Origin of the sequence: Pseudomonas sp. I2 (assembly GCF_040984075.1) — a bacterium.
Classification (GTDB): Bacteria; Pseudomonadota; Gammaproteobacteria; order Pseudomonadales; family Pseudomonadaceae; genus Aquipseudomonas; species Aquipseudomonas guariconensis_B.
This window is the reverse complement of sequence record NZ_JBCGFQ010000004.1, coordinates 150240-174972: the sequence shown is the minus strand read 5'-3', so window position 1 is coordinate 174972 and position 24733 is coordinate 150240. Positions and strand designations below refer to the sequence as shown.

Genomic DNA, 24733 nt, shown 5'->3' with positions numbered 1-24733 from the left:
GGCACTGGCGGGCCCTTCTCACCCCAGCTTTGCCATCTCCTCGGCAACGATCGCCACGGTCTGGCGGATCTGCTCCTCAGTATGCTCGCACGAGACGAAGAACCGCACCCGCGCCGCTTGCTCCGGCACTGCCGGATACAGGATCGGCTGGGCATTGATTCCCCGGTCGAACAATGCACTGGACAACCGCCCGGCCTTGAACGAGCTGCCGGTGATCACCGGGATCACCGCCAGGCCCGTGCTGGTCGCGGTGTCCAGCCCGACCTCGCGCGCCAGGCGCAGGAACAGCTCGCCCCTGGCTTGCAACGTAGCCACGCGCTCGCGGCCGCTGGCCAGCAAGCGCAACGCGGCCAGGGCCGATGCGGTGACGGCGGGCGGCATGCCGACACTGTAGAGAAACCCCGGGGCCAGGAACTTCAGGTGCTCGATCAGCGCCGTGCTGCCAGCGATGTAGCCACCGCAACTGGCCAGGGTCTTGCTGAGCGTCCCCATCCAGATGTCCACGTCATCACCCGACAGGCCGAAATGCTCGCGGATCCCCTTGCCAGTGGCGCCCATCACGCCCAAGGAGTGGGCTTCATCGACCATCAGGAAGACCTTGTGCCTGCGCTTGAGCTCGACGAAACGCGGCAGGTCGGGGTAGTCGCCGTCCATGCTGTAGATGCCTTCGACCACCACCAGCACACGCTCGAAATGCTGACGCTGCTCGGCGAGCAGGCGCTCCAGCGCCTGCCAGTCGTTATGGGCGAAGCTCAAGCGGCGGGCACCAGACAACTGGATACCCTGCAGCACGCTGTTGTGGATCAGCTCGTCGTGCAGCACCAGGTCACGCGGGCCGAACAGGTAGCCGATGGTGGTGACGTTGGTGGCATGGCCGCTGACCATCACCACCGCATCGTCGACCTGGTACAGGTTGGCCAGTTCCCTTTCGAGCTCGCGGTGCAGCGGCCGGTCGCCAGACACCGGGCGGCTGGCCGAAACCGAGGTGCCATAGCGATCGATGGCGGCCTTGGCCGCTTCAACCACCTCGGGATGGCCGGAGTACCCCAGGTAGTTGTAACTGGCGAAATTGAGGTACTGCCGATCGCCGATACAGGTCTGCGCCCCGGCAGTGCCCTGGTGCAGGCGGAAGAACGGGTTGGCCAGGCCAAGCTGTCGCGCACTCTGCTGGATCACCCGCAACTGCTGGTAGCCAGGGTGCTGGTCGAAGCGGTAGAACGCCTCGGGCACCTTCAGGCTCGCCTGCTGCGCCTGCTCCAGGGTCGCACCGGCGGCATCCCGGCCCTCGCTGCGACGGCGCGCCAGTGCTTGCTGGATCAGGCGTTGCTTGGTGTCGACCGCCAGGCCGGTCGGCGTCGTTGCGCTCATGAAGTCTGTTACTCGATCAATCGATTGGGCGCCGCACTGGCATCGGCCAGTCCGGCATTGAGCTCGGCCATCTGCTCGCGGGTAAGCTCGCTACCGTGGCGCGACAGCAGGTTCTCGGCCAGGTTGGCCGGCGCAGCCTCCTCGCTGGCGTCGCCACGCAGCAGCTCCAGCAGGCGCACGCTGAGCTTGTCGATGCTGGAACTGTCGCTCAGCTCCATCACCGGCAGGCGGATACCGAAACGCTCCTCCAGGGCCACCACCAGTTCCACGCTCATCAACGAGTCCAGGCCCAGCTCCTGCAGCGGGCGCTGGGTGTCCAGGCGCGCCGCGGGCAAGCGCAGGATCTCGCAGACTTCGTACTTGAGCATCTCGGCGAAACGCTCCAGCAGTTCGGCGTCATCCAGCTCGGCGAGCATGCGCTGGATGTCCTCACCGTCGTTGTCGTCTTCCTGGTCGCCACCATGGGTACGGGCCAGTTCAACGAAACGCGGCGTGGCAGCACTGGGCAGGAAGCGCGACAGGGCCTTCCAGTCCAGCTCCAGCACGCCGATGCCATCGTCGCCCTCGAGCAGCATGCGCTCGAGCTGCGCCAAGGCGACCTCGGCACGCAACGCGGCGCCACCCATCCGGCTTTGCAGGGCATCCTTGATCTGCGTGTTGCGCGCCAGGAAGCCAACGTCGTCGATGGCCCCCCACAGCACGGCGGTGGCCGCCAGCCCCTGGCTGCGGCGATGGCGCGCCAGGGCTTCGAGCCAATGGTTGGCGGCCACGTAGTTGGCCTGCCCGGGGTTGCCGAACAGGGTGGTAGCCGAGGAGAACATCACGAAGAAGTCCAGCGCCAGCCCACGGGTCAGCTCGTGCAAGTGCTGGGCACCCTGGGCCTTGGGTTGCAGCACCCGGCGCAACTGCTCGTCATCCAGGTTGCGGATCAGGCTGTCGTCGATGACCGTCGCGGCATGCACCAGGCCGCGCAGTGGGTAGGCGCTGGCGGCGATGCGCTCGAATACCGTGCGCAGTTGCCCGGCATCGGTGATGTCGCAGGCCACGGCCTGCACGTCGAGGCCCTGGGCCTGCCACAGCGCCAGGCTCGGTTGCGCCTCGACGCTGGCCGGCCCACGACGCCCCAGCAGTACGAGGTGGCGAGCGCCCTTGTCGATCAGCCACTGGGCCGTGCGCAGGCCGAAACCGCCCAGCCCGCCGGTGACCAGGTAGGTCGCCTCGCCAGACAGGCGCAAGGCTGCGGCTGGGCGCTCGCGGGTATCGACCCGCTGCTCGATCGGGTTGCCGTAGGTCACCACGATCTTGCCGATCTGCCGGGCCTGCTGCATGTAGCGGAAGGCCTCGACGACCTGGTTGGCATCGAACTCGCGGAACGGCAACGGGTGCAGGATGCCTTGCTCGAACAGCGCCATCATGTCGGCGAACAACCGCCGGGTGAGTGCCGGGCGCTCGCTCATCAACTGGTCGGCATCGATGCCGAAGTAGCTGATGTTGTTGCGGAACGGTCGCAGGCCGATGCGCGTGTTCTGGTAGAAGTCGCGCTTGCCCAGTTCCAGGAAGCGGCCGAACGGCTTGAGCACGCGCAGGTTGCGGTTGATCGCCTCGCCCGCCAGGGAGTTGAGCACCACGTCCACGCCCCGCCCGTCGGTGTCGGCGAGGATCTGGTCGGCGTAGGCCAGCGAACGGGAGTCGTACACCTTGTCGACCCCGAGCAGGCGCAGGAAGTCGCGCTTCTCGTCGCTGCCGGCGGTGGCGTAGATCTCGGCGCCACACCAGCGGGCGACCTGGATCGCGGCGATGCCCACGCCGCCGGCGGCCCCGTGGATCAGCACCTTCTCGCCAGGCTCCAGGCGCGCCAAGTGGTGAAGGGCGTAATAGACGGTGAAGAAGGTGCTGGGGATGGTCGCTGCGGCCTCGAACGACATACCCTGCGGAATACGCGCCACGGCGTTGGCGTTGGTCACCAGGCGCGTGGCGAAACTGCAGGGGCCGAAGCCTACAACCCGGTCGCCTGGGGCGAAGTCGCCCGGCACCTGGGCCCCCCTGCCCTGCACCACACCGGCGAACTCGAAGCCCAGGGTCGGGCCGGAGAAGCCATTCTCGATGGCCTCGTCGGACAGCAGGCCAAGGGCGAACATCACATCGCGGAAGTTCAGACCCGTGGCGCGCACGGCGATGTCCAGCTCGTCCGCCGCCGGCTGACGCGGTGGACGTACTTCCCAGCGCAGGTTGCGCAGTTGGCCAGGCAGGTCGAAGCCCAGGCACACCCACTGGCCGTCGTCGGCCTGGGCCTGTTCGCGCAGCACGCGCAGGCGGGGTACGTAACGCCGGCCCTCGGCGTCGAGCGCCAGTTCGGTCTCGGCGTCGGCGTGCAGCAGGGCCGGCACCAGGCGCTCCACGGGCGCGCCGTGCGCCAGGTCGAGCAGGCGCACGCGGCAGTTGCCCGATTCATTGGCCAGGGTACGGCCAAAGCCCCAGAGCGCGGCATCGGCGATGGACGCCAGGCTCTCGGCCTCAGCGCCCGCATGCCAGTGCATGGCCGCGCCACGGGTCAGCAGCCAGCATTGCGGGGCAACGCCGAGGGCTTCGCAGGCTTGCACCAATGCCCCAGCCTGCATGCAGCGTGCGGCCTGGCCCTCCAGGCCTGCGTCGCTGTCGAAGCCCGCCAGGTGCACCAGGTGCTCGGGAGGCTGTTCGAGGGCCCGCAACTGCGTCACCAGCGCCTGGGCATCGCCCGGCTGCAGCAGGCTGACCTGCTGGCCCTGCTCACGCAGGAGGCTGGCCAGAAGCTCGGTAGCCTCCTGCCCGGATTCGGCCAGCAATGCCCAGCGCTGCTGTGCGACCGGTGCTCGGCTGGCCAAAGGAGTGGCCGGCTTTTCGGCTAGCAGCAGGTAACTGCCGCAGGCGTTGCCCGGCAGCGCTTCGACAAGTTGCGCCGGGTCAAGGCCGTGGCGTTGCAGCTCGTGGCTCCAGAACGCCGGCGCCTGCTGACGCGACAGGGCCTGCTGCGGACCGGCCAGCCACCAATCGGCCTGGGCGCCGAAGACGAACTCGGCCCAGCGGGCGGGGTAATGGGCGAGCAAGGCCAGTTGGCCATGCGGGTTGAGTTGGTGGGCGGCCAGGCGCAGGGCCTCGCCGAGGGTGGCCAACGGCGCCAGGTCGGTCGGCACCAGCACCCAATCGAATGCGCCAGCGTCGGCCAATTGCTCGAGGGCGAGGACCTGCAGGGCCGGGCATTCGTCGCGCAGGCGCTGCTCCAGCTCCGGGGCCTGAACGCAGTAGCAATAGTCGACCCGGTCGAAGTCGATGCCTGGGTACAGCAGCTCGGCGAACGACGCCGCGCCGAAGCCAAACTCCAGCACGCGCAGGCGTTGCCCTGCGGGCAATGCGGCCAGGCGCTGGGCCAGGGTTTCGCGCACACCGCTCAGCAGGCGCTGCTGGCCAGCGGCGCCGAGGACCATGCGGGCCAGGCTGGCGGCACTGGTTTCTCGCGGTTGCAGCTGGTCGATCGCCTGGCAGCCGTCGAGCAGGGCTTTCAAGTGGCGGCCGATACGCCCCACCGAATGAATGATCTGGAAGCATTCCGGGTAGCTGTGGAACAGCTCGCGCCAGATGGCCTCGGACGCGGGGCGCGGTGCCGGGTCGGCCAGCTGCCAGCTGCCATCGGCAGCGCACGACAGGCTGCCGTCCTGCTCGCCATGGCGCAGCAAGGTCGCCAGGTAGTCGCCCGGCACGCCTTCGACCTGCGACCAATGCGCCAACTGCTCGGCGCCCAGGCTGCCGCCGCAGTGTTCGACGAGGTCCTGGACGAAGCTCGAGCAAAGGGCATCGAGCAAGGGCTCGACCTCATCGAGGTAGCGCGCCTGCAGCGGGTCGTCGGCCAGGCCCTGCAATTGCGCCAGCAACGGCGTGGCAGCCTGGGCATGGCGTTGCAGCGGTACCACCTGGTCAGGCGCGGCAATGCCGACATGGGCCAGGCGCTTGACGTCGTTGGAGCGGTCGCGCTGCAGGCGCACGCCACGGAAGCGCGCCTCCTTGATCGCCAGCACGGCCTCCCCGGCAGCGTCGAAGAGGGTGAAATCCACCAGCAGGGAATGCGCGGTGCGCTTGAGCTGGCGAACCTCGGCCAGGCACGGCACGCCCTTGCCCACGGCATAGGCGATGCGGCCAAAGCGCACCGGAATGAACGCCAGCCCCCGGTTGCTGCCGGGCTGGTCGACCAGCAGTTCGGTGATCAACTGGAAGGCGCCGTCGAGCAGCGCCGGATGCACATGCAGGCTGGCCAACTCGGCCTCGATGACCGCCGGCGCCTCGAGTTGCGCGAGGATGCGCGCCGGCTCCACCCAGGCCGCCGCCACGGCCTGGTAGGCCGGGCCGTAGTTGAGGCCGACCGCACGGGTCAGGGCCAGGTGCCGTTCGCTACTGTAGTCGGCCGGGCGCTGGGGCAAGGCCGGGGCGCGCGCGTCGAGCAGGACGCCACGGGCTTCGCCCGGCAGGCGCGCGACCACATGCTGTACCCACTCTTCACGCTGGGCCAGGGTACGCGAGGCGATGCGCAGGGTGCCATCGGCCTCCTCGAGGGTGACACGGACCTTCTTGCTGCCCTCGCTGGCGAGCAGCAGCGGGTTATGGATCTCCAGCTCCTCGATATCGACGTACTCACCCGGCTGTTGCACCAAGGCCACGGCCAGGGCCAGCTCGGTGAAGCCGGCCCCCGGGAACAGCACCGATTCACCGACCTTGTGGTCGGCCAGGGTGGGGAAACGCTGGATGTCGAGCTGGCTCTCCCAGGTCAGGGCATGGTCGGCCAGCGGATAGCCCAACAGCGGATGCAGGCTTGCGCGCTGCAGCACGCCGAACGACTCAGCGCTCACCGGCAGTTGGAAGTGGTCATGCTGCCAGGCGTAGTTGGGCAGTTGCACGGGATTGCCCGCGACCGGGAAATGCACCTGCCAGTGCGGCTCGATGCCGGCGATCAGCAACTTGGCCAGGCTACGCTGCAACAGCACCGGACTATGGTCGTTGCGCAGCAGCGTGGCGATCACCTGCCCCGGCTGTTCGCGCTGGGCCAGGGCGTCGACCACATAGCCGCGCAGGATAGGATGCGGGCCGACTTCGACGAAGACATTCAGGCCCTGCTCCACCAGGTTGTCCATCGCGCCCTGGAACAACACCGGGAAGCGGATGTTCTGCCACCAGTACTGGCTGTCCAGGCGCAGGCCATCGAGCTGGCCGCCAGTCACCGTGGAGTAGAACGGCAGTCTGGCGCTGCGTGGGCGGATGTGCGCCAGGTCGGCGATGACCTGCTGCTCGATGACATTCATCGCTGGCGAGTGGAACGCGTAGTCCAGGCCCAGACGGCGGACGAAAACCTGCCGTTCGGCAAGGGCCTGCTCGAGCTCCGCCAGGGCCTCGACATCACCGGCGACGGTCGCGCCACGGGCGCTGTTCTCACCGGCCACGACCAGGCGCTCGGCCAACTCCAGTTCGACGAGCAGCGCTGCGGTGGCTTCGCCGCTCAGGCCGACAGCGCTCATCTGGCCGCAACCACGGGTCAGGCCTTGCAGGCGGCTGCGGTGGTAGATCACCTGGGTCGCGTCTTCCAGGGTCAGGGCACCACAGGCCCAGGCGGCGGCCACTTCGCCGACGCTATGGCCGACCACGGCTACCGGCTGCACGCCTTGTGCGGCCAACACACGGGTTACCGCGACCTGCAAGGCGAACAGTGCCGGCTGGGCGATCTCGGTGAGCGCGTAGCGGTCGTCACCATGCTCGCCGCGCAACTCGGCGCGCAGCGAATAACCTGCCAGCGGCTCGAAGATCGCATCGACGTCCGCCAGCGCCTCGGCGAACACCGGCTCGTCGAGCATCGCCCGCCCCATGCCTTGCCACTGCGAGCCGTTGCCGGAGTAGACGAAGACCGGGCCGTTGGCCTGCTCCAGACCAACACCGGCCTCGAGCACCGAGCTCAGCTCGCTGAGGCTCGGATCCTGGGCGTAGTCGGCCAGCGCCTGGGCAGCCTTGGCCGGATCGGCCTCGACCAGCAGCAAACGATGGGGCAAGGCGTCGCGACGGAACATGGCCTGGTAGGCCACGTCGTAGTAGCAGGCATCGTCGTGGCCGGCCAGGTAGTCGGCAAAACGCTCGGCGTTGGCACGCAGCCCCTCGGCCGTCTTGGCACTGAGCAGCAATGGCAGCGGCCGCGCCTGCGGCGCAGAAGACGATGGCGCTTGCGGCTCGGCGCTCTGCAGGATGACGTGGGCATTGGCCCCGCCGAAGCCGAAGGAGTTGACACCAACGGTCAGTTGCCCCTGCGCCTTGAGCGCCAGGGGCTCGCTGACCACTTGCAGGTTGAGCCCGGCAAAGTCGATGTTCGGGTTGAGCGCCTGGATGCCGATGGTGGGCGGCACGACACGCGCATGCAGGCTGTACAGGGCCTTGACCAGGCCGGCGACACCGGAGGCCGCCTCGAGGTGGCCGAGGTTGCTCTTGACCGAGCCGATCGGCAGCGGGTTGCCATCGCCACGCGCCTGGCCGAGCGTCTCGCCAATGGCACGGGTTTCCACCGGGTCGCCAACAGCCGTTCCGGTGCCGTGGGCTTCGAAGTAGTCGAGCTGCGCCGGGTCGATGCCCGCCCGGGCATAAGCGCTCTCGAGCAACGCGGCCTGGGCTTGCGAATTCGGCAGGGTCAGACTGGACTTGCGGCCATCGGTATTGACCGCGGTCGCCGCTACCACGGCGAGGATGGGGTTGCCATCGGCCACGGCCTGGTCGTAGTCCTTGAGCAGGAACAGGCCACCGCCTTCGGCACGCGCATAACCATCGCCCCGTTCATCGAACGACTGGCAGCGGCCGCCGCGCGACAGCATGGTGGCCTTGGCGAAGATCATGAAGCCGAACGGGTGCATGTGCAGGCTGATTCCACCCGTCACGGCCTGGTCGATATCACCGTTGAGGATGGCCTGGCAGGCTTGGTGGAAAGCTACCAGGGACGACGAACAGGCCGTGTCGATGGCCATGCTCGGGCCACGCAAGTCATAGAAGAAGGACAGGCGGTTGGCGGCAATGCTCATGGTGTTGCCAGTGGCGGAGGCACCGTCGATCGATGCCAAGTCCTCGACCAGCCGATAGGCCTGCTCAACCCCCGCGATGCCCAGGTACACACCGCAATTGCTGCCCCGCAGGCTGGACGGCTTGACCCCGGCGTTCTCGAAGGTTTCCCAACACATCTCCAGGAGCATGCGCTGCTGCGGGTCCATCATCGCCGCCTCGCGCGGCGAGATATTGAAGAAGCCTGCATCGAACGCGCTGATATCCCCCAGGGTACCAGCGGCGAAGGTGTAGCTCGTGGCAGGGTGAGCCTTGTCTGGGTGCAGGAACTGTGCGTGGTCCCAACGCGAAGGATCGACCTGGGTCACCAGGTCGCGTCCATTCATCAGGTTTTGCCAGAAAGTGCTGGAGGTGGAGCCCGGAAAACGGAAAGAACAACCGACAATTGCTACCTGTTTACGCTTAATCAAAACCTATTCCTTTAAAACGCTTCCGAGCACCGCCCCATCCTGCGGACAGCCGGTATGTCTGGCCAACACATTTTCGGCAAAGCGGCTCAACGCCCCAGAGCGGTTCGACTCCGGGGAGTGCCTTGCTGTGTACAGGAAAAAAGCAAGACCAGGCCTGAACGCGTGGCGTGAGAAATTGCTGATGTATAGACGCGATAATAGCGATCTGGGGGCAAAGGGAAAAGCCCATGCAGCCCCCACTCCGGCATTGGCAAGGCGCCGATCCTGGGTAAGGATCAACCGCGGATTTCAGCCACCACCGCCGCCAGCGCCTGGGCCGGGTCGCTGGCCTGGCTGATCGGACGGCCGATCACCAGGTAGTCGGAACCGGCATCCAGTGCCTGGCGTGGCGTGAGGATCCGTCGCTGGTCATCCTGGGCACTGCCGCTGGGGCGAATGCCCGGCGTCACCAGTTGCAGCGCCGGATGCGCCGCCTTGAGCGCCGGCGCCTCCAGCGCCGAGCAGACCAGGCCGTCCATCCCGGCTTTTTCGGCCAGCGCCGCCAGGCGCAGCACCTGCTCCTGCGGCTCGATATCCAGGCCGATGCCCGCCAGGTCTTCCCGCTCCATGCTGGTCAGCACGGTCACCCCGATCAGCAACGGCTGCGGCCCGCTGCGCTTGGCCAGTTCCTCACGGCACGCCGCCATCATGCGCAGGCCGCCGGAGCAGTGCACGTTGACCATCCATACCCCCATCTCGGCCGCGGCCTTCACCGCCATCGCCGTGGTGTTGGGGATGTCGTGGAACTTGAGGTCGAGGAATACCTCGAAGCCCTTCTCGCACAGGGTCTCGACGATCCCCGAGGCGCTGCTGGTGAACAGTTCCTTGCCGACCTTTACCCGGCACAGGGCCGGGTCGAGCTGGTCAGCCAGCTTCAGAGCGGCCTCACGGGTGGGGAAATCCAGGGCGACGATCAAGGGCGTCTGGCAGGCGGACATGGGCAGGGTCTCTTGGCAAGTCGAAAACGGCGCGCATTGTAAACGATGTGGCGGGGGCTTTGGGGGCCGCAAGTCACGGAATTGGCCCGGCACGACCTGGCTCCTATAATTGAACCAATGGAACGGATGATTGCTCAAAATTCGTACAAGCGCTGCCCATCAGCAGCAAAGGAGACACCAATGCCCTGGTATGCTTGGCTGATACTCATCATAGCCCTCGGTTCGATTGTCGGCGGGCTGCTGCTGCTGCGCGACACGGCCAAAAAATTGCCACTGACCGAAGAACAACTGCGCAAGGTGCATGAACGCAATGCCGAAGCGGATGCCAAGGATACGCAAGACCGCTAAAAGGCTCATGCAAAGGGTTTGAACGCCAGCTCCCACAAAACCCGCCGTTCAAAAATGAACGCGGCCCTGTAGGAGCGGTCTTGTGTCGCGATGGGCTGCGAAGCAGCCCCCGGATCCAGAGGGCAACCCCACCACACCAGGCTCACCCTCCCCTCGCTTACTCCACCACGACCTTGTCCCGGTTACGCTCCAGCAACGCATTGCCAATGCCCTTGATCTCCAGCAACTCATCCACCGAAGCAAACGGCCCATTCGCCTCGCGGTAGGCCACGATGGCCTCGGCCTTGGCCTTCCCTATGCCGTTCAGTTCCTTCTGCAGAGTCAACGCATCAGCCTTGTTCAGGTCCAGCCGCTGCGGCTGCTGGGCCTGCTGCTGGTTGACTACGGGCACCGGTTCGGGCATCGCAGTGGCGCCGGTCGGAGCGGCGCCAACGGAAAAGGACAGGCTGGCGAACAGCGGCAGCAGCAGGTACGACAGAACGTTGTTACGCATGGTGAACTCCTTGGGTTGGTCGTTTTTCCAGCAGCCGTTTTCCTTCGGCTGCACAATCAACCCTAGCGGGTCTCCCGCTCACGAAAAAGAAAACCAGCGCCCAGAATCGTTACCGAATAGGACAAGCTCAGAGCGAACTTAGCCCACCCATTACCAATGCGTTTCAGATTGCCAGCGCGCAACTTCAAGCATTACGGCAGATAGCCAAATGCCTTTAGACATATTCCTATTGCCCCGTAGCTGATTCACACACGGCGAAGCCTGAACTCTCACAACGCCTTCGAACAAAGTGCACCAGAGATTCTTACCCCTGATACAACAGCTATCGGGCTCTACCTAGCGCCATGATGGAGAGGGGGAGCAGGCACGCATTTCCACGGCTCCCCGAAACCAGGACCGCATGCGCTCCACCTTGGTCGTGCCGGCCCCTACAGGTCCGATCCGCAAGAACTTGCCGGTGAGGTCCGTAATCGCCTTGACCGGCAGAGGACCGCCCGCTCCCGCCACTCGATACTGGGAAGCGTCCGCCGTACCGATCTCGACCTCCAGCACCACCTGGGAATTCGGCGGCATCGTAACCTGCATGGTAAGCGATCCATAAACTCCACCTACTACGGAATGGAGCGCTAGCTTACGACGGCATCACCCGCGTGCAGTTCCACGACAGCAGCGTTTCATAAGAGTGGAGAGGGTATAGCACAGCCCTTATTTTATTCGGCTCAGAAGTTATTCTAAGTTCGCCACCGCGCAAAAGGCTAGATATCCTTAAGCCGCTGCTGGTAGACCCAATCTACAATCTCATTTTCAGGTGCGTAACCGCTCACCAGTTCTCTAAGTAGTTGGCGAACACGGGTAAAGTCTTCATTTTCTACCGCTTTTAGCAGCGACGACAAACGATCAGTCAGTTTTTCCCAAGGCAGGAAATCTTCATTTGCGGACATGATCATTGGGTGTTGCGTCGGTAGCACATTATCGCCAATCAACAACTCTTCGTACAATTTTTCGCCTGGACGCAAACCAGTAAACTCAATGGTAATATCACCATGTGGGTTACTTTCAGACCTGACACTCAGGCCCGACAAATGAATCATTTTTTCTGCTAACGCAGCGATCTTTACGGGCTCACCCATATCTAACACAAACACATCCCCCCCCTGCCCCATGGAGCCTGCCTGAATAACAAGCTGCGCGGCCTCAGGGATTGTCATGAAATATCTGGTTATCTTAGGGTGAGTCACGGTCAGCGGCCCACCTGCTTTAATCTGCTTATGAAACAGTGGAATGACTGACCCGGAGGATCCGAGCACATTTCCGAAACGGACCATGGTGAAGCGAGTCTTGTTAACTCGGGCAATATTGCTGGAGTCACCAAAAAGCACTGGCGCAACTTCTTTGCTTAGGGCCTGTAAAACCAGCTCAGCCAATCGCTTGGTACTTCCCATTACGTTAGTTGGGCGAACCGCCTTGTCAGTTGAAATCAGTACAAAGTTATCAACGTTCGCCTGCAGTGCTGCCTGGGCCGTGTTCAATGTCCCAATAACATTATTAAGGACACCTTCAGCAATATTATGTTCCACCATGGGCACATGCTTGTAGGCTGCAGCGTGATAGACAGTATTCACGCACCACATCGTCATAATATTAATCAGATGATTTTGGTTGCGAATTGATCCCAGGAAGGGCACCAACATTACGGGCAGGGACTCACGTTTGATACGCTGTTCCAATTCAGCGTGAATCTTGTACAGATTGAATTCACTATGTTCAAACAGGAGGAGGGCCTTGGGTTCAAGCACCAGTATTTGCCGACAAAGCTCAGCACCAATCGAACCACCAGCGCCCGTCACCAGAACAACCTGACCAGTAACACAACGAGCGAGCAGATCGCGTTGAGCAGGAACCGCATCGCGCCCCAGCAAGTCAGCGATATCCACTTCTTGAATATCATCGACCTTTACACGCCCACTTGCCAAATCCATGAATCCAGGAACGCTACGCACATGCAGCGGGAAATGTTCAAGATTCCCTAATATTTCGCGGCGGCGAGCCCGGCTTGCGGAAGGGATGGCCAGCAGGATTTCTTCAGCGCCCGTAATGTCGATCATTTTCTGAATATCTCGACCGTGGAACACCTGAAGCCCAGATATCACTCGATCCGCTACGCTCTCGTCATCGTCAATAAACGCAACCGGCCGCATCGCGCGCCCGATCCGCAATGCCGCTACCAACTGGTTACCGGCCGCGCCAGCGCCATAAATCGCCACCTTCGGTAAACCGTTATCTCGATTGGTAAAGGGTACATGCTGCCTGGCGGCGAACCAGTCCCCGAGAAAGTACTGACGCATCGTCAGGCGTAGCCCCCCAATCAACACCAAGCTCAACCACCAATAGTTGAATACGATGGAACGGGGAACTGTCGCAGTATGATTACTGTGCCAATAAACAACCAATGACAGTATCAATGATGACAAGGAAACAGCTTTGGCGATCGCAATCAGTGCATCATTGCCGAAATACCGCATCACCGCACGGTACATACCGAATCGAATAAAAATAGGTATGGCTATGGCCGGGGCTGCCAAAAACAACCAGTAATGAATTTGCAACGGATAATAGATATCATCTATGCCAAGACGGACCAAAAACGCAAGCCACAGTGCGAACCAGACCAGGAATACGTCTGTCAAGACTTGGAGCGCGCGCTTGTAGCGTCGGGGTAACGAAAGCATCCCCGTACGCAACCTGTCCGCCATCCGCTTACTCTCCTTACTCCGAACCAAACCAGATCCCTTCCTATTACATTTCAAACATGCACCCTGCCCAAGTGGAGCGACCCCAAAAAGTCGAACCTAGGCAGTAAACGTCCAATTATACGCTGGTCTCTGCCAAGCATTTCACCCAACGGCGCTATGCATGACCTTGCTCAGCACATCGCATGTCTTGGCAATTTCGGCGTCGGTCAACGTTGGGTGAATCAAAAACATCAGGCTTGTTTCTCCAAGCTGCCGTGCCATTGGCAAGCACTTCTCAGGGCGCCAACCAGTACCGTCGAAGGCTTTTTCAAGATAAACCTCCGAACAAGAGCCTGAAAAACAAGGAACACCAGACGCATTGATTTCGTTAAGAATCCGGTCCCGGGTCCATCCTGCTGCAAGGAACTCGGGCTGTACGAAGACGTAGCATTTATAAGAAGCATGCACGATGTCATGGGGGATTTCTGGAACACGGAGTCCCGGTAAAACCTTAGCGCAATTCCAAATACGGCGAGCATTGGCCAGCCGCGATTCGTGCCATTGAGGCATCCGTTTCAGCTGGATTCGACCGATGCTACCTTGCACCTCCAACATCCGCCAATTGGTACCGAAACTCTCGTGCAACCAACGGAAACCCGGCGGATGCTGACGCTCATAGACCGCCTCCCAACTCTTGCCGTGGTCCTTGTAAGACCACATGGCCGACCACAGTGCTTTATCGTTGGTAGTGACCATACCGCCCTCACCACCCGTAGTCATGATCTTGTCCTGACAGAAGGACCAAGCGCCTACGTGACCGATGGAACCAACCGATCGGCCTTTGTACAGCGCGCCATGGGCCTGGGCGCAATCTTCGATGACTTTAAGGTCATGCTCCGCAGCAAGCGCCATGATAGGGTCCATGTCGCACGGCCAGCCGGCCAGATGCACGCAAACCACCGCACGGGTTCGCTTGCTCAGCACGGCACGAATAGTTTCGGCGCTAATGTTCTGAGAGTCGCCATCGACATCGGCGAACACCGGTACGGCACCTGCATTGACTATTGAGGAAACCGAGGCCAGGAAGGTACGGGAGGTGACAATGACCTCATCGCCAGCCCCGATGCCCAGCGCCTTGAGTGCCACGTCGAGCGCAACCGTGCCATTGGCGACGGCGACGGCGTGCTCGCACTGCGCCCACTTGGCGAATTCCCGCTCGAATTCCCGGCACTCTTGGCCGGTCCAGTAGTTGACCTTGTTGGAAAGAATCACGGCACGAACAGCATCGGCTTCTTCTTCAGTGAAGGACGGCCAAGGAGCAAAAGCGGTATTCAGCATAGCTATAAGTCCATTATTCGGTCAGCGCCGGCAATATGCTCAGCCCGCGCTGGTACGGGAACGTGCGGGAACGCCCACGGCAGTGGTGCCGTCGGCTACAGGTTTGACTACAACGGCACCAGCACCGATCACCACGCGTGATCCAACATGAATCATCTGGCGAATGCAGGCATTTATGCCAACCCAACTGAGGTCACCAACGGTCACGCCACCTGCCAAGTGCGCACCAGGGCTCACGTGAACGAAATCGCCAAGCAGATTATCATGATCGACAGTACACCCTGTATTCAGGATGGCCCCGAGACCGATACGCGAGTCGATGTTGACCACTACGCCTGCCATCACCACGCTTCCCACGCCGATCACACTATGGCGGCTGATGACTGCCTGCGGATGAACCAGTGAAACGACTGGTGCCCCGGCTGCGGTCAGCTGTTGCTGCTTGTCCTGGCGCATCTTGTTATTGCCAATGCCAACGATCACGCCGTCGACACTCGATAGCTGCCCAAGCAGTGCGGCGCTGTCACCGAGGATAGGCCAATGGCCGTTCAGTTGCCGTGCCGGCCAGGCATCGTCGTAGAACACGACCTCCCGCCACCCGCACAACTCAGCGATATCAGCGAGCACCTTGCCATGCCCACTCGCACCGAGAATAGCCAAACGGTTCATGGACGATTACCAGTGAACTTGCTCATGGTCGCTTCGCCAGCACCGCTGATACCGTCTTTCTTCACGACTTTCTTCACCGTGAGGAAGAGAATCTTCAGATCCAGCCAGAAGCTGCGGTTCTCCACGTACCAGACGTCGAGCTTGAACTTGTCTTCCCAGCTCAATGCATTCCTGCCGTTGATCTGCGCCCATCCAGTCACGCCAGGGCGCACTTCATGACGACGATACTGTTCAGGCGAATACAGCGGCAGGTATTCCATCAGCAACGGACGTGGCCCGACCAGGCTCATTTCGCCCTTGAGCACGTTCCATAGCTCTGGCAGTTCATCGAGGCTGGATGCACGCAGGAAACTGCCGAAGGGTGTCATGCGCTGAGCGTCCGGCAACACGTTGCCATGAACATCCACAGCATCGCGCATGGTGCGGAACTTGACCATCTCGAAGGGTTTGCCACCACGCCCCGGACGCTGCTGACGAAACAGTACCGGCGCGCCCAGCTTCCTACGCACCTGCCAGGCCACCAGGGCAATGACCGGCGACAGCAACAGCAAGGCGGCCGTAGCGGCTGTCAGGTCGAAAAGACGCTTTAACATTACTTCACACCCTCCAACCACTGGACAAACTGACCAGCCAGCAATTTTCGATCAAAACTGCGTGCCGCCAGTTGACGCCCTCGTTCACCCTTAGCCTTGAGTTCAGTCCGATCGGAGGCAGCCTGTTCCAACGCATCAGCGAAGGCATCAGGGTCCTCCGGAGCTACGGCAAATCCGCAGTCCTCTCTGACGATCATCTCGGCGAGCCATCCTGGGTAATTGTTGAGCACCGGTAGGCCCGAGGCAATGTAATCAAAGAACTTGTTCGGCGAGGTGCCAAAATAGAAGGCCGGTATGTTGGCCAGTACCTGCAGCCCCAGGTCGGCGGAAGCCATGAGCCCGGCCAGGCGCTCTTTGTTCACTGGGTCATGGAATATGACATTGTCCAGCCCTTCGGCCTGGGCACGGCTTACCAGTGCCGGTTTGAGCTTTCCCTGGCCAATCAGCACCAGGCGAATATCATCGCGCCCGCGGGCCTTCAAACGTGCTGCGGCATCGAGCACCGCATCGAGTTTGTTGGCGATGCCATGGGTGCCGGCGAAAACCGCCATGAGCTGGCTGTGGCCCACCCCCTCCGGACGCCACGGCTGGGCTGGAGCATCAAAAATGTCCAAGTCGCAACCGTTGGGAATCATCGCCACCTTCGACGGTGCGACACCGCGAGAAACGATACCTTCGACGATGCCGGGGGACAGGCCGATTAGCCGGTGGGCAGAGCGATAGCTGGCCCACTCCAGCATCGACATGCCCCAAAGCACTGCTGGGTTGGTGATCACCCCCATGGCCTTGGGCAGTTCGGGCCACAGGTCGCGCACCTCGAAGACAAAAGGCTTATTGCGCAGCCAACGTGCGAAAATCCCTGGAATACCTGCGGTAAGCGGGGTGGTCGTGGCGAAAACCAGGTCATACTTGGCAGTCAACGCCACGCCTATGCTGCGTAGCGCGAACTTTATAAAGCTCACCGCTCGCTTGAGGAAACCGTCGCTGTTGGAGTAGGCCAAGTCGAACTCGATGACATCGATATCCTCAACTTTGCCTTCGCGCTTCCCGGACAGAAACGGCCCGGTCAATCCGGTGTTGCCGCCGCCATAGCTGCCGCAGACCATGGTCACTTGGTGGCCCTGGCTGATCAGGCGCCGCGCCATTTCGTACGAGCGGATACCCGTGGCGCCTTTGGGGGTCGAAAAATGCTGATGGAAATAGAGAACTCTCATAGTTACCAGTGATACTCCGTAATCAAGACCCCAGCTGCCGCCACTTCGACTTCAAGCACTGGTAAACGCGTTTTCTCAAGGTAGTAACGGGACTCCCACCCCTCCACCAGCTCGCAACGTACGATAGCGACATTGGCCGCAACCGATAGCCGCTGTGTGCCATTACTCACCCCGTTGCCGTCCAGCACCCAGTCCCCTGGGCGCAGACGCCAGCGCAGGATTGCCTTGCCAGTGAAACCAGCGATCTCATCGCGTACATGCAGGGAACTGGCGCCGAGGGTGACATGGCGATTATGGGTGGCGCCCTTGCCATCCCGATAACCCGCAGCGCAGGTGACGACTCCGTCGCCACGGGCCAGCGGTTCAAGGTTGCGGGTGCGTAGCCAATCACCGAACAAGAAGCGACTGAGCCGTGGCATCTGGTCCCGCTCATCGAACTCGACAGTGTTGTGGCTGGCAGTGCCTGGGAAATAGTTCAACCACTCGGCGTCAACGTTGTAGCTGAAGCTACCAGCATCGCGCAACAGGTTGTGCCCATCGTGCCATAGGTCCAGGTGCAAGGCATCGGCCTGCCCCGGGCGGAAACGGAAACGCGGATAGCGCAGCACCGCTTTACTGCTCCCCTCACGCAACACGACATACCCACCCTGGTCGAACTGCTGGCTGCCTAGACGTTCGGCAACCGCCACCGGAGCCGGCAAGCCCAGCCATTGCAGCGGTAAATCCCAAGCGCCAATCTCCCGGTAGGCGCGCTGACAGAGGAACAATGCCATGGCCAACTGTACCGAAGGACGGAAGTCACGGTAGTCGGTATCGGTCAGAGGCAGCAGGCGAGCGCCATCGTTTGCCCCGATGTTTGGAGCATCACCCGTCGACTCGTCGACAAAAGTGTACAACCAGCTCGCCGCCGCGCGAGCCTTGGCCTGGAAGCTCTGGGAAAGCGCCGGCAAATCTAACTTGCGCCGCCAGACCTCGACCATCGAGAAGGTATCCAGCATCACCCGGTGATAATTGACCGAATATTGACTGAAACTGCCATCACGCTCGATCAGCCGACAAGCCCGGTTCTCCAACCAGCGTCGCCCCGCCCGGTAGTAGCGCTCCCCCTCAGGGTGGCCATTTCTCATCAACCAGCTACCACCAATGTACAGCGCGGCGGCCTCTGACGTGCCGTGGTTGTTGTCCTGGGCCATCGCGTAACTGATGGTCGGCTCGATACGCTTGAGGTGCAGGTTAACCAGCGCCACCAAATCCGGCATCGGTTGATGATACTGATCAAGTATGACCGCGCTCATGGCCAGGTGCAGCAGGCGGATGGAAGCCTCCTGACCGCATTTCCAGTTCGGACCACGGTAAGGCGCGTTTTGCTGGCACCAGTGCGTCAACCATTGGTTCAACCGTGCGATGGCCGCATCGTCGCCATTACAAGCGCGCTGAGCAAAAGCCAAGGCCCAATCGAAACGAGAGGCCTCCCAGATGCATTTGATGTCACCCACGGCCCCATCGAAGTCCGCGATGCGCCACCACTCCCTTTCAGGGTCAGGTACACGCACGCCCGTCAAAGGATTCAGGTGCCAATCCGGCGGAGTCTCTCCCACAGCGACGGGCCAAAAACCGAAATAACGAACCTCGCTGGTCCATTGCCCGGCGTCCGGCAACTCTTGTATCTGGCGCGAAGGCTGGGCGAAAAACGGCCCCGAAGGGCTCTGCGCGCTCAGCCGCCGCACAGGGTTGAACCCGGTCTTCACGCCCAACCGGTAGCCCAATGCCCGGTACAAGTTGCCGGGACCGAGTGCCAACGCAGTCCTAGCCTTCACGATGAACAGGCTCATTGTGCACGCAGCAACTGCGCAACTTCGATACTGACGCGAGCCACTTCGAAGATTTCCTCACTTGGAATAGGCGCCGCCTTGCCCTGGTCTATCGCTGCGAGGAACGCTGCAGCGCATTCGGACTGGCCCTTGTTCTGCTTCCAGAGGTTAAGCTTCTTGAAACCTGGCCAGCCATAACCCTTGAGCTTGCGGAAGTTGTCCAGTTGCAACAGACGCCCGGCTGCGAACACTTCGATCCTCTCCTTGGGGAAGCTCGCCGCGCCGTTTGCCAGGTAGTGGATGGTACCGAACGAGCCATCTTCAAAGCCTAGAATGATCGAAGCCTTGTCTTCGGATACAGCCACTGCTGGCGAATCGCCCATTCTTCGGGCCTGGATGGACACAATCGGGCTGCCTACCAGGAAGCGCATCAGGTCGATGAAGTGACAGGCCTCGCCGATGATCCGCCCGCCGCCGACCGCGATATCCTGGGTCCAGTGGTCGCTGGGGATGGAGCCCGCGTTCATGGTCATGATCAACGCTTTCGGCTCCCTAACCGGGGCAAGCAAACTCTTCATCTTCTGCACTTGCGGGGCAAAGCGGCGGTTGAAGCCAACCATCAGCTGTGGGCCCTGCCCCCCTTGATGGGCACCGTCGTAAGCGGCTTTGACCTCCTCCAATTCCGGTAGTGTGATGGCCAGAGGTTTTTCTACGAAAACATGCTTGCCCGCCTGCAGTGCCTGGGATACAAACCGCGCATGGCTATCATGGCGAGTCACGATAGCAACTGTGTTAATGGCTGGGTCTTGCAGCATGGCCTGCAGGTCGGTGGAGGCTTGAACAAAACCTGCCTTTTCACCATGGACGACACTATTGATGCCGCCGGAAGTGACGATGGTATGGAACTGCGCACCGGCTGCCTTGAAAGCCGGGATCAAAACCCGCGAAGCGTAGTTACCCGCACCAATAAAGCCCACCACAGGTTTCTGCGGGTTCAAGGCGACCGGAGCCGATAGAGGAACCTGGCGGATTGCCCGCTCTGCAACAGCGGATGTGTATTGCAGCAGCATGCCAAGGCCAGATTTGTCTTCGGTCAACGCTGCATAGGCATCTGCAGCATCCTCGAATGCAAAACGATGAGTCACCAGCGCTTTGACGTTCAACTGCCCACTCGCCAACATGTCGAGCACGGCTTCGAAGTTTCTCTGCTGGGTCCAGCGTACAAACCCGAGCGGATAATCCTGGCCCTTTTCTTCGTAGTTTGGATCATAGCGGCCAGGCCCGTAAGAGCAGGACACCTGGAAGCTCAGCTCCTTCTCGTAGAAATCGGCACGGTTGAGTTCAAGGCCTGTAACTCCCACCAAGACGATACGCCCACGCTTACGGCACATACGAGCCGCCTGCGTCACCGGGTCGGAGGATTTTGTCGACGCGGTGATGATGACGCCATCAACCCCTTGCCCACGGCTAAAAGCCATGCCGGCAGCGATCGGATCTTCTCCCTTGCCTGGGTTACATACCTCTGCGCCATATTGACGAGCAATCTCGAGTTTGCTGTCATCGAAGTCGATCGCAAGCACACGACAACCCTGCGCGCGCAATAACTGGACAGTCAGCAAGCCGATCAAGCCGACCCCCGTTACCACGAAGGCTTCGCCCAAACTCGGTTGGGCTAGACGGATGCCTTGAAGACCAATGCTGGCGACAACCACGAACGCAGCGGACTCGTCATCCACGGTATCCGGGATACGCGCGCAAAGATTTTTCGGCACCTTGACCACGTCGGCATGCGGGCCATTGGACACAACCCGGTCACCGACCTTCAACCCTTCGACGCCTGCGCCGACTTCAGCGACCACGCCGACATTGCAGTAACCCAGCGGAAGAGGTTGCGACAGCTTGGACCGCACCGCCTCAATAGTTGTCATAAGGCCATCGGTCTTGACCTTTTCCAGCACCATACGAACTTTTTCGGGCTGCTGGCGCGCCTTCTCAAGGTAGGAGGCTTTGCCGAAACCGACCAGCATTCGCTCCGTTCCCGCCGAAATCAGCGACACACTGCTGTTGATGATCACATGTTCCCGCGAAACCTGAGGCGCAGGCGCTAGCGTAACGCTGGTGCCGCCTTTGGCCATATCTTGAAGAATCTGCTTCATAGCAACCTCAAATGCAAAAATCGGTTTAATTCAAACGATAGACGCCAAGAACTTAGGCGACTCAGCAATGGCTAGTCCTTACCCGTGAAGAAGTTCGAGATAAGATATTCATACGACTTCTTATGCTCACCGCAGATAAATTTGAAATTAACTTGCGACGTCGACGCATGTTCTTTATCGAATATACGCACGTTTGGAACATGCTCGATTTCCAATTTATGCATGCGCAATTGCTCAGCCACGAAGACTTCTTCACCAAACAAAAATCTTGGGTAGTCGACACTCGCCTTTTGCTGGAAGAAATTTTTCGTGAAAATCATGAAGGATCCATGAGCGCCATACATTTTCTGGGTGACCGAGGACTTCTGGGCCTGCGCTGGTGTTGTCCGACGCTTTTGCGATCGTGAGCGCACTTTTTCACGCATGCGCGCCAAACCAGAGTACCATTTGAACAGTACTGCACTTGAACAGACGGTCCGCATGAATTTAAATTTCTCTAATGAGGGCCGGTGCATGATTTTGGGGTTCAAATCACGTCCATCTTTATCGGAATAAATCCCCGGCGCAATCAGGCCTGTACACGAAGATGGCATATGTGCCGCCAGTGTGACGAAAAAGTCATCAGCCACGACCAGATCAACATTACACACCATGACATAGTCGAAGGCAGTCATGGGTTGGGTCAAGCTGGAAAGCGCACGATTGAAAGCTGGGAAGTAGCCTACATTATCATTCTTCAGATAGCGGTAGGTGAACGAAAACTGCTGCTCGGACATCATCTCAGGCGAAACAATCGTCGAATTGTCTGCCAGTATCACATCCAACTCAAGACCCGGGCACACCAGAAACGCTTTCTCCACTGACTCAAGGAAGCGTAAAGTGTCGTCATAGGCATTGTAGCAAACGGGCACGATACAGATTTTCATCTTTTTCTCATTAGCGAATCTTGGATTTTATCAAACAGGACAGCATAAGCCACTGAATAAGAAACACGAATGGCAGAGTCAGCCAGGTCAAGGAACTAACAATATAGGTTTGATAAGTGAACGCCACAAAAAAAATAAAGAACACAACGGCAAACGCACTTTCGCGCTTACACAATAAGTGCCAGTAGAACATATTACACAACAAGCCAAGAGCAAAACCAAAGAGCACGCTCCCCACCAAACCAAAATCATTAATCAAACCACGAAATATCGTAAAAAGATTCCCCTTGACATAGTCGCCATAAGTATAATACTCATCATATATACCCATTGGCAGTTCTCGATTATCACCTGCCAACTGAAAGAACGACATAAACGTATAAAACCCTCCCGTCAGGTAGTCATGCTTGTAGTTCATGAGCGACTCCCCTAAAAAACGCTCGGAAAACCAATCCGAAAATGCCGGCAAGTGCACTGAAGAGTAGGTCACCAAGTAAAACCGAAGCCTGTTTAAAACCTGCCCCAGATCATCAAGCTGGTAAATCCCACGCGACAGGAAAGAGGCGATAACCACTGGCAGCACCAACAGCCCGCACACAAACAAACTACGAAAACCTTTCGCATCAATAAGCGTATAATTTTTATTATAAATACGAGTAACCAGGATACCACCCAAGAACAAAAATATAGAAAAGAAAAATAATCCTTTCGCACTTTGCATTGCCATAACCAGCAAGGCCGGGACAAATGAAAAAACCAACACTAGCTTCCTGGAGCGTCCGTGTGAACGGGCACCGTATATCAGCCCCCCGAGAATCGCTGTACAGTAGCTAGCTTGAAGCCCAAGCTGAGCATATACACTAGAAACAATTTCGCCGGAGTAACGTTTTCCAGCATATACCCCTCCAGCCGATATTGGATTCTCGATCACCTGATCAATAGAGATACCCTGCTGGAGCACGCCAATGAAAATCATGATGGCTGAAAATACCGCCATAAGGTAAAATACCAGCGAATACAACCCACCATCAAAATAGAACTGAGCATTGAGTTTAAGATCATTCAAGGCGAACGCTTTCGACCATGAAAACACTAGCCCTGATAATGAGAATGCCAAGCAGAACGTCAATATATAAATCAAGGCCAAGGGGTTAACAGGCGCTTCAAAAGCCGCCAGGAGTGGGAGGGCCGTATAAAGAAACCAAAACAGGAACAAAATTGAAGCCGGGTTGAGCCACACGCCCACCCCTTTACGTGAGCACCATGCGCCGACCAGGAAAAGAGACGCGATGAATAGGTTTACCACTTTGAAAAACCAGAATTCATCCACGATCAGTCTTCCCTTTATATTTCCTGAGAAATGCGATTAACAGGAACAGCTCTGCCAACACGAATGCAGAGGCTGCACCAAAGGCGTTGAATACATGCGACAACACAAGCGACAGCACGAATATGCATGCACCAACAAGGAACACGGCAGACGCAAAATATGCCTGGGCATTGAGTAAGTTCAGCCCTACCGCCCCGAACATTGCATTCGCAACACCAAACATGACCGCCGGAGCCATCAGCGCAATGAGCAAGACCGTCTCACCCTCGAACCCAGGCAGAAAACCAAACTCATGACCAGCCCATATCGCACCCACTGTAAGTGGCAATAAAACCAGCATCATCAGGAGCTGCAGACGGGTGCTCCGCCATATCAACGAGCGCGCCATTTCTGGTCTCTTTTCTTTTTCATCGAGCAATGACCAAGCCTTGACCGCCTTGGGAGCAAAAACCTGATTCAAGGGACGTGCCAGCGCCTGAATGCTCTTGATTATTTTTTCTGAAAGCGCATAAGCAGCCACAGCCGCCGCGTCTGAAAGCGCTGACAAAATCAACACATTCGCACCACGGAAGAGCGTCACCGAGAGATTGCCAAAAAATAAATGGCGCCCCTCAACAAGATTCAAAGCAATCTCGCGTCGACTAATAAAGCGCAGCGACGAAATTCCGAAATGACGCATGACAATAATAATTGCCACAACGCCAGAAGCCAGGAAACTCCCAGCTAAAATCACACATGCGACAACCAAATCAGCGGCATCGTGTACCAGTAAGTATATAGCGCCTACAGCCGCGAACCTCGAGGTAGTAATGCTGACTGCTAATGCGAAATTTCGCTCGATCGCTTGAAAATAAAAATTGCTCTGCAATATCATCCCCAAAACAAATATCAACCAGATCGCTAAAAGTTCCGTTTTCGCTCCAGGCACTAAAGCACTACCGCTGATCAACATGATAGCTGAGACGAAGAACAGCACCAATCGCGCGCCAAGCATATTGAAAAAGCACGCTGCTTCGTTCTCCGGGCGTCCATGCTTCCTAGACTCGATGATCGCCTGCACTCCGCTGGTGTCGAAACTGTAGAGACATATCGTCAGCACATAAAAAGCCACGGCCTCGGCAACGACAAGGCTGGCAAACGCATCTTTCCCTAACACCACTAGTAAATAGGGGAATACAAACAATGGGAACAATGCATTAGCCCCTTGAATCGCCACAAGAGACAAGGCATTCACTGCATTGGACTTAAATCTCATCAG

Annotated in this window: 15 protein-coding genes; 1 reads left to right on the top strand and 14 read right to left on the bottom strand. The window is 59.6% G+C overall.

Annotated features, from left to right (window positions below):
• Positions 1 to 18: 18 nt before the first annotated feature.
• The 3 genes from WCE05_RS03825 to pyrF all read right to left on the bottom strand — a co-directional run bounded on the left by WCE05_RS03825 (position 19) and on the right by pyrF (position 9865).
• Positions 19 to 1368 (bottom strand): aminotransferase class I/II-fold pyridoxal phosphate-dependent enzyme, encoded by a 1350-nt coding sequence (locus WCE05_RS03825; protein WP_225788201.1) that lies wholly within the window; start codon positions 1366 to 1368, stop codon positions 19 to 21.
• A gap of 8 nt (positions 1369 to 1376) precedes the next feature.
• Positions 1377 to 8888, bottom strand: coding sequence for an SDR family NAD(P)-dependent oxidoreductase (locus WCE05_RS03820; RefSeq protein ID WP_368815471.1), 7512 nt, complete (start codon positions 8886 to 8888; stop codon positions 1377 to 1379).
• Between the two features lie 275 nt (positions 8889 to 9163).
• Positions 9164 to 9865 (bottom strand): orotidine-5'-phosphate decarboxylase, encoded by a 702-nt coding sequence (pyrF, locus tag WCE05_RS03815; protein ID WP_225788203.1) that lies wholly within the window; start codon positions 9863 to 9865, stop codon positions 9164 to 9166.
• 180 nt (positions 9866 to 10045) lie between these two features.
• Between pyrF and WCE05_RS03810 the strand changes: the two genes are divergently transcribed.
• Positions 10046 to 10213: a DUF2897 family protein gene (locus WCE05_RS03810; RefSeq protein ID WP_368815470.1), complete on the top strand. Its 168-nt coding sequence runs from the start codon at positions 10046 to 10048 to the stop codon at positions 10211 to 10213.
• 157 nt (positions 10214 to 10370) lie between these two features.
• Here the strand turns inward: WCE05_RS03810 and WCE05_RS03805 are convergent, their stop codons facing one another.
• The 11 genes from WCE05_RS03805 to WCE05_RS03755 form a co-directional block, all read right to left on the bottom strand.
• Complete coding sequence (locus WCE05_RS03805; protein ID WP_368815469.1) at positions 10371 to 10706, bottom strand: ComEA family DNA-binding protein; 336 nt, start codon at positions 10704 to 10706, stop codon at positions 10371 to 10373.
• Between the two features lie 755 nt (positions 10707 to 11461).
• Positions 11462 to 13459: a polysaccharide biosynthesis protein gene (locus WCE05_RS03800; RefSeq protein ID WP_368815468.1), complete on the bottom strand. Its 1998-nt coding sequence runs from the start codon at positions 13457 to 13459 to the stop codon at positions 11462 to 11464.
• Between the two features lie 141 nt (positions 13460 to 13600).
• Positions 13601 to 14776, bottom strand: coding sequence for a DegT/DnrJ/EryC1/StrS family aminotransferase (locus WCE05_RS03795; protein ID WP_368815467.1), 1176 nt, complete (start codon positions 14774 to 14776; stop codon positions 13601 to 13603).
• Between the two features lie 39 nt (positions 14777 to 14815).
• Positions 14816 to 15445: an acetyltransferase gene (locus WCE05_RS03790; protein WP_368815466.1), complete on the bottom strand. Its 630-nt coding sequence runs from the start codon at positions 15443 to 15445 to the stop codon at positions 14816 to 14818.
• Entirely contained in the window at positions 15442 to 16038 is a 597-nt protein-coding gene (locus tag WCE05_RS03785) for a sugar transferase (RefSeq protein ID WP_368815465.1), read from the bottom strand. The genes WCE05_RS03790 and WCE05_RS03785 overlap by 4 nt, the downstream gene beginning before the upstream one ends.
• Positions 16038 to 17252: a glycosyltransferase family 4 protein gene (locus WCE05_RS03780; protein ID WP_368815464.1), complete on the bottom strand. Its 1215-nt coding sequence runs from the start codon at positions 17250 to 17252 to the stop codon at positions 16038 to 16040. Before WCE05_RS03780 ends, WCE05_RS03785 begins: the two co-directional genes overlap by 1 nt.
• 2 nt (positions 17253 to 17254) lie before the next feature.
• Positions 17255 to 19084 carry a heparinase II/III-family protein gene (locus WCE05_RS03775; protein WP_368815463.1) on the bottom strand — a complete coding sequence of 610 codons (1830 nt, stop codon included), beginning with the start codon at positions 19082 to 19084 and terminating at the stop codon, positions 17255 to 17257.
• Entirely contained in the window at positions 19081 to 21219 is a 2139-nt protein-coding gene (locus WCE05_RS03770; RefSeq protein ID WP_368815462.1) for a bi-domain-containing oxidoreductase, read from the bottom strand. Before WCE05_RS03770 ends, WCE05_RS03775 begins: the two co-directional genes overlap by 4 nt.
• 71 nt (positions 21220 to 21290) lie before the next feature.
• The gene (locus WCE05_RS03765) at positions 21291 to 22145 is read right to left on the bottom strand and encodes a glycosyltransferase family 2 protein (RefSeq protein ID WP_368815461.1); all 855 of its coding nucleotides are present in this window, start codon (positions 22143 to 22145) and stop codon (positions 21291 to 21293) included.
• A gap of 10 nt (positions 22146 to 22155) precedes the next feature.
• A complete protein-coding gene (locus tag WCE05_RS03760) occupies positions 22156 to 23475 on the bottom strand; it encodes an O-antigen polymerase (protein WP_368815460.1) in 1320 nt (439 codons plus the stop codon).
• Entirely contained in the window at positions 23468 to 24730 is a 1263-nt protein-coding gene (locus tag WCE05_RS03755; RefSeq protein WP_368815459.1) for an oligosaccharide flippase family protein, read from the bottom strand. The genes WCE05_RS03760 and WCE05_RS03755 overlap by 8 nt, the downstream gene beginning before the upstream one ends.
• Between the last annotated feature and the right edge of the window lie 3 nt (positions 24731 to 24733).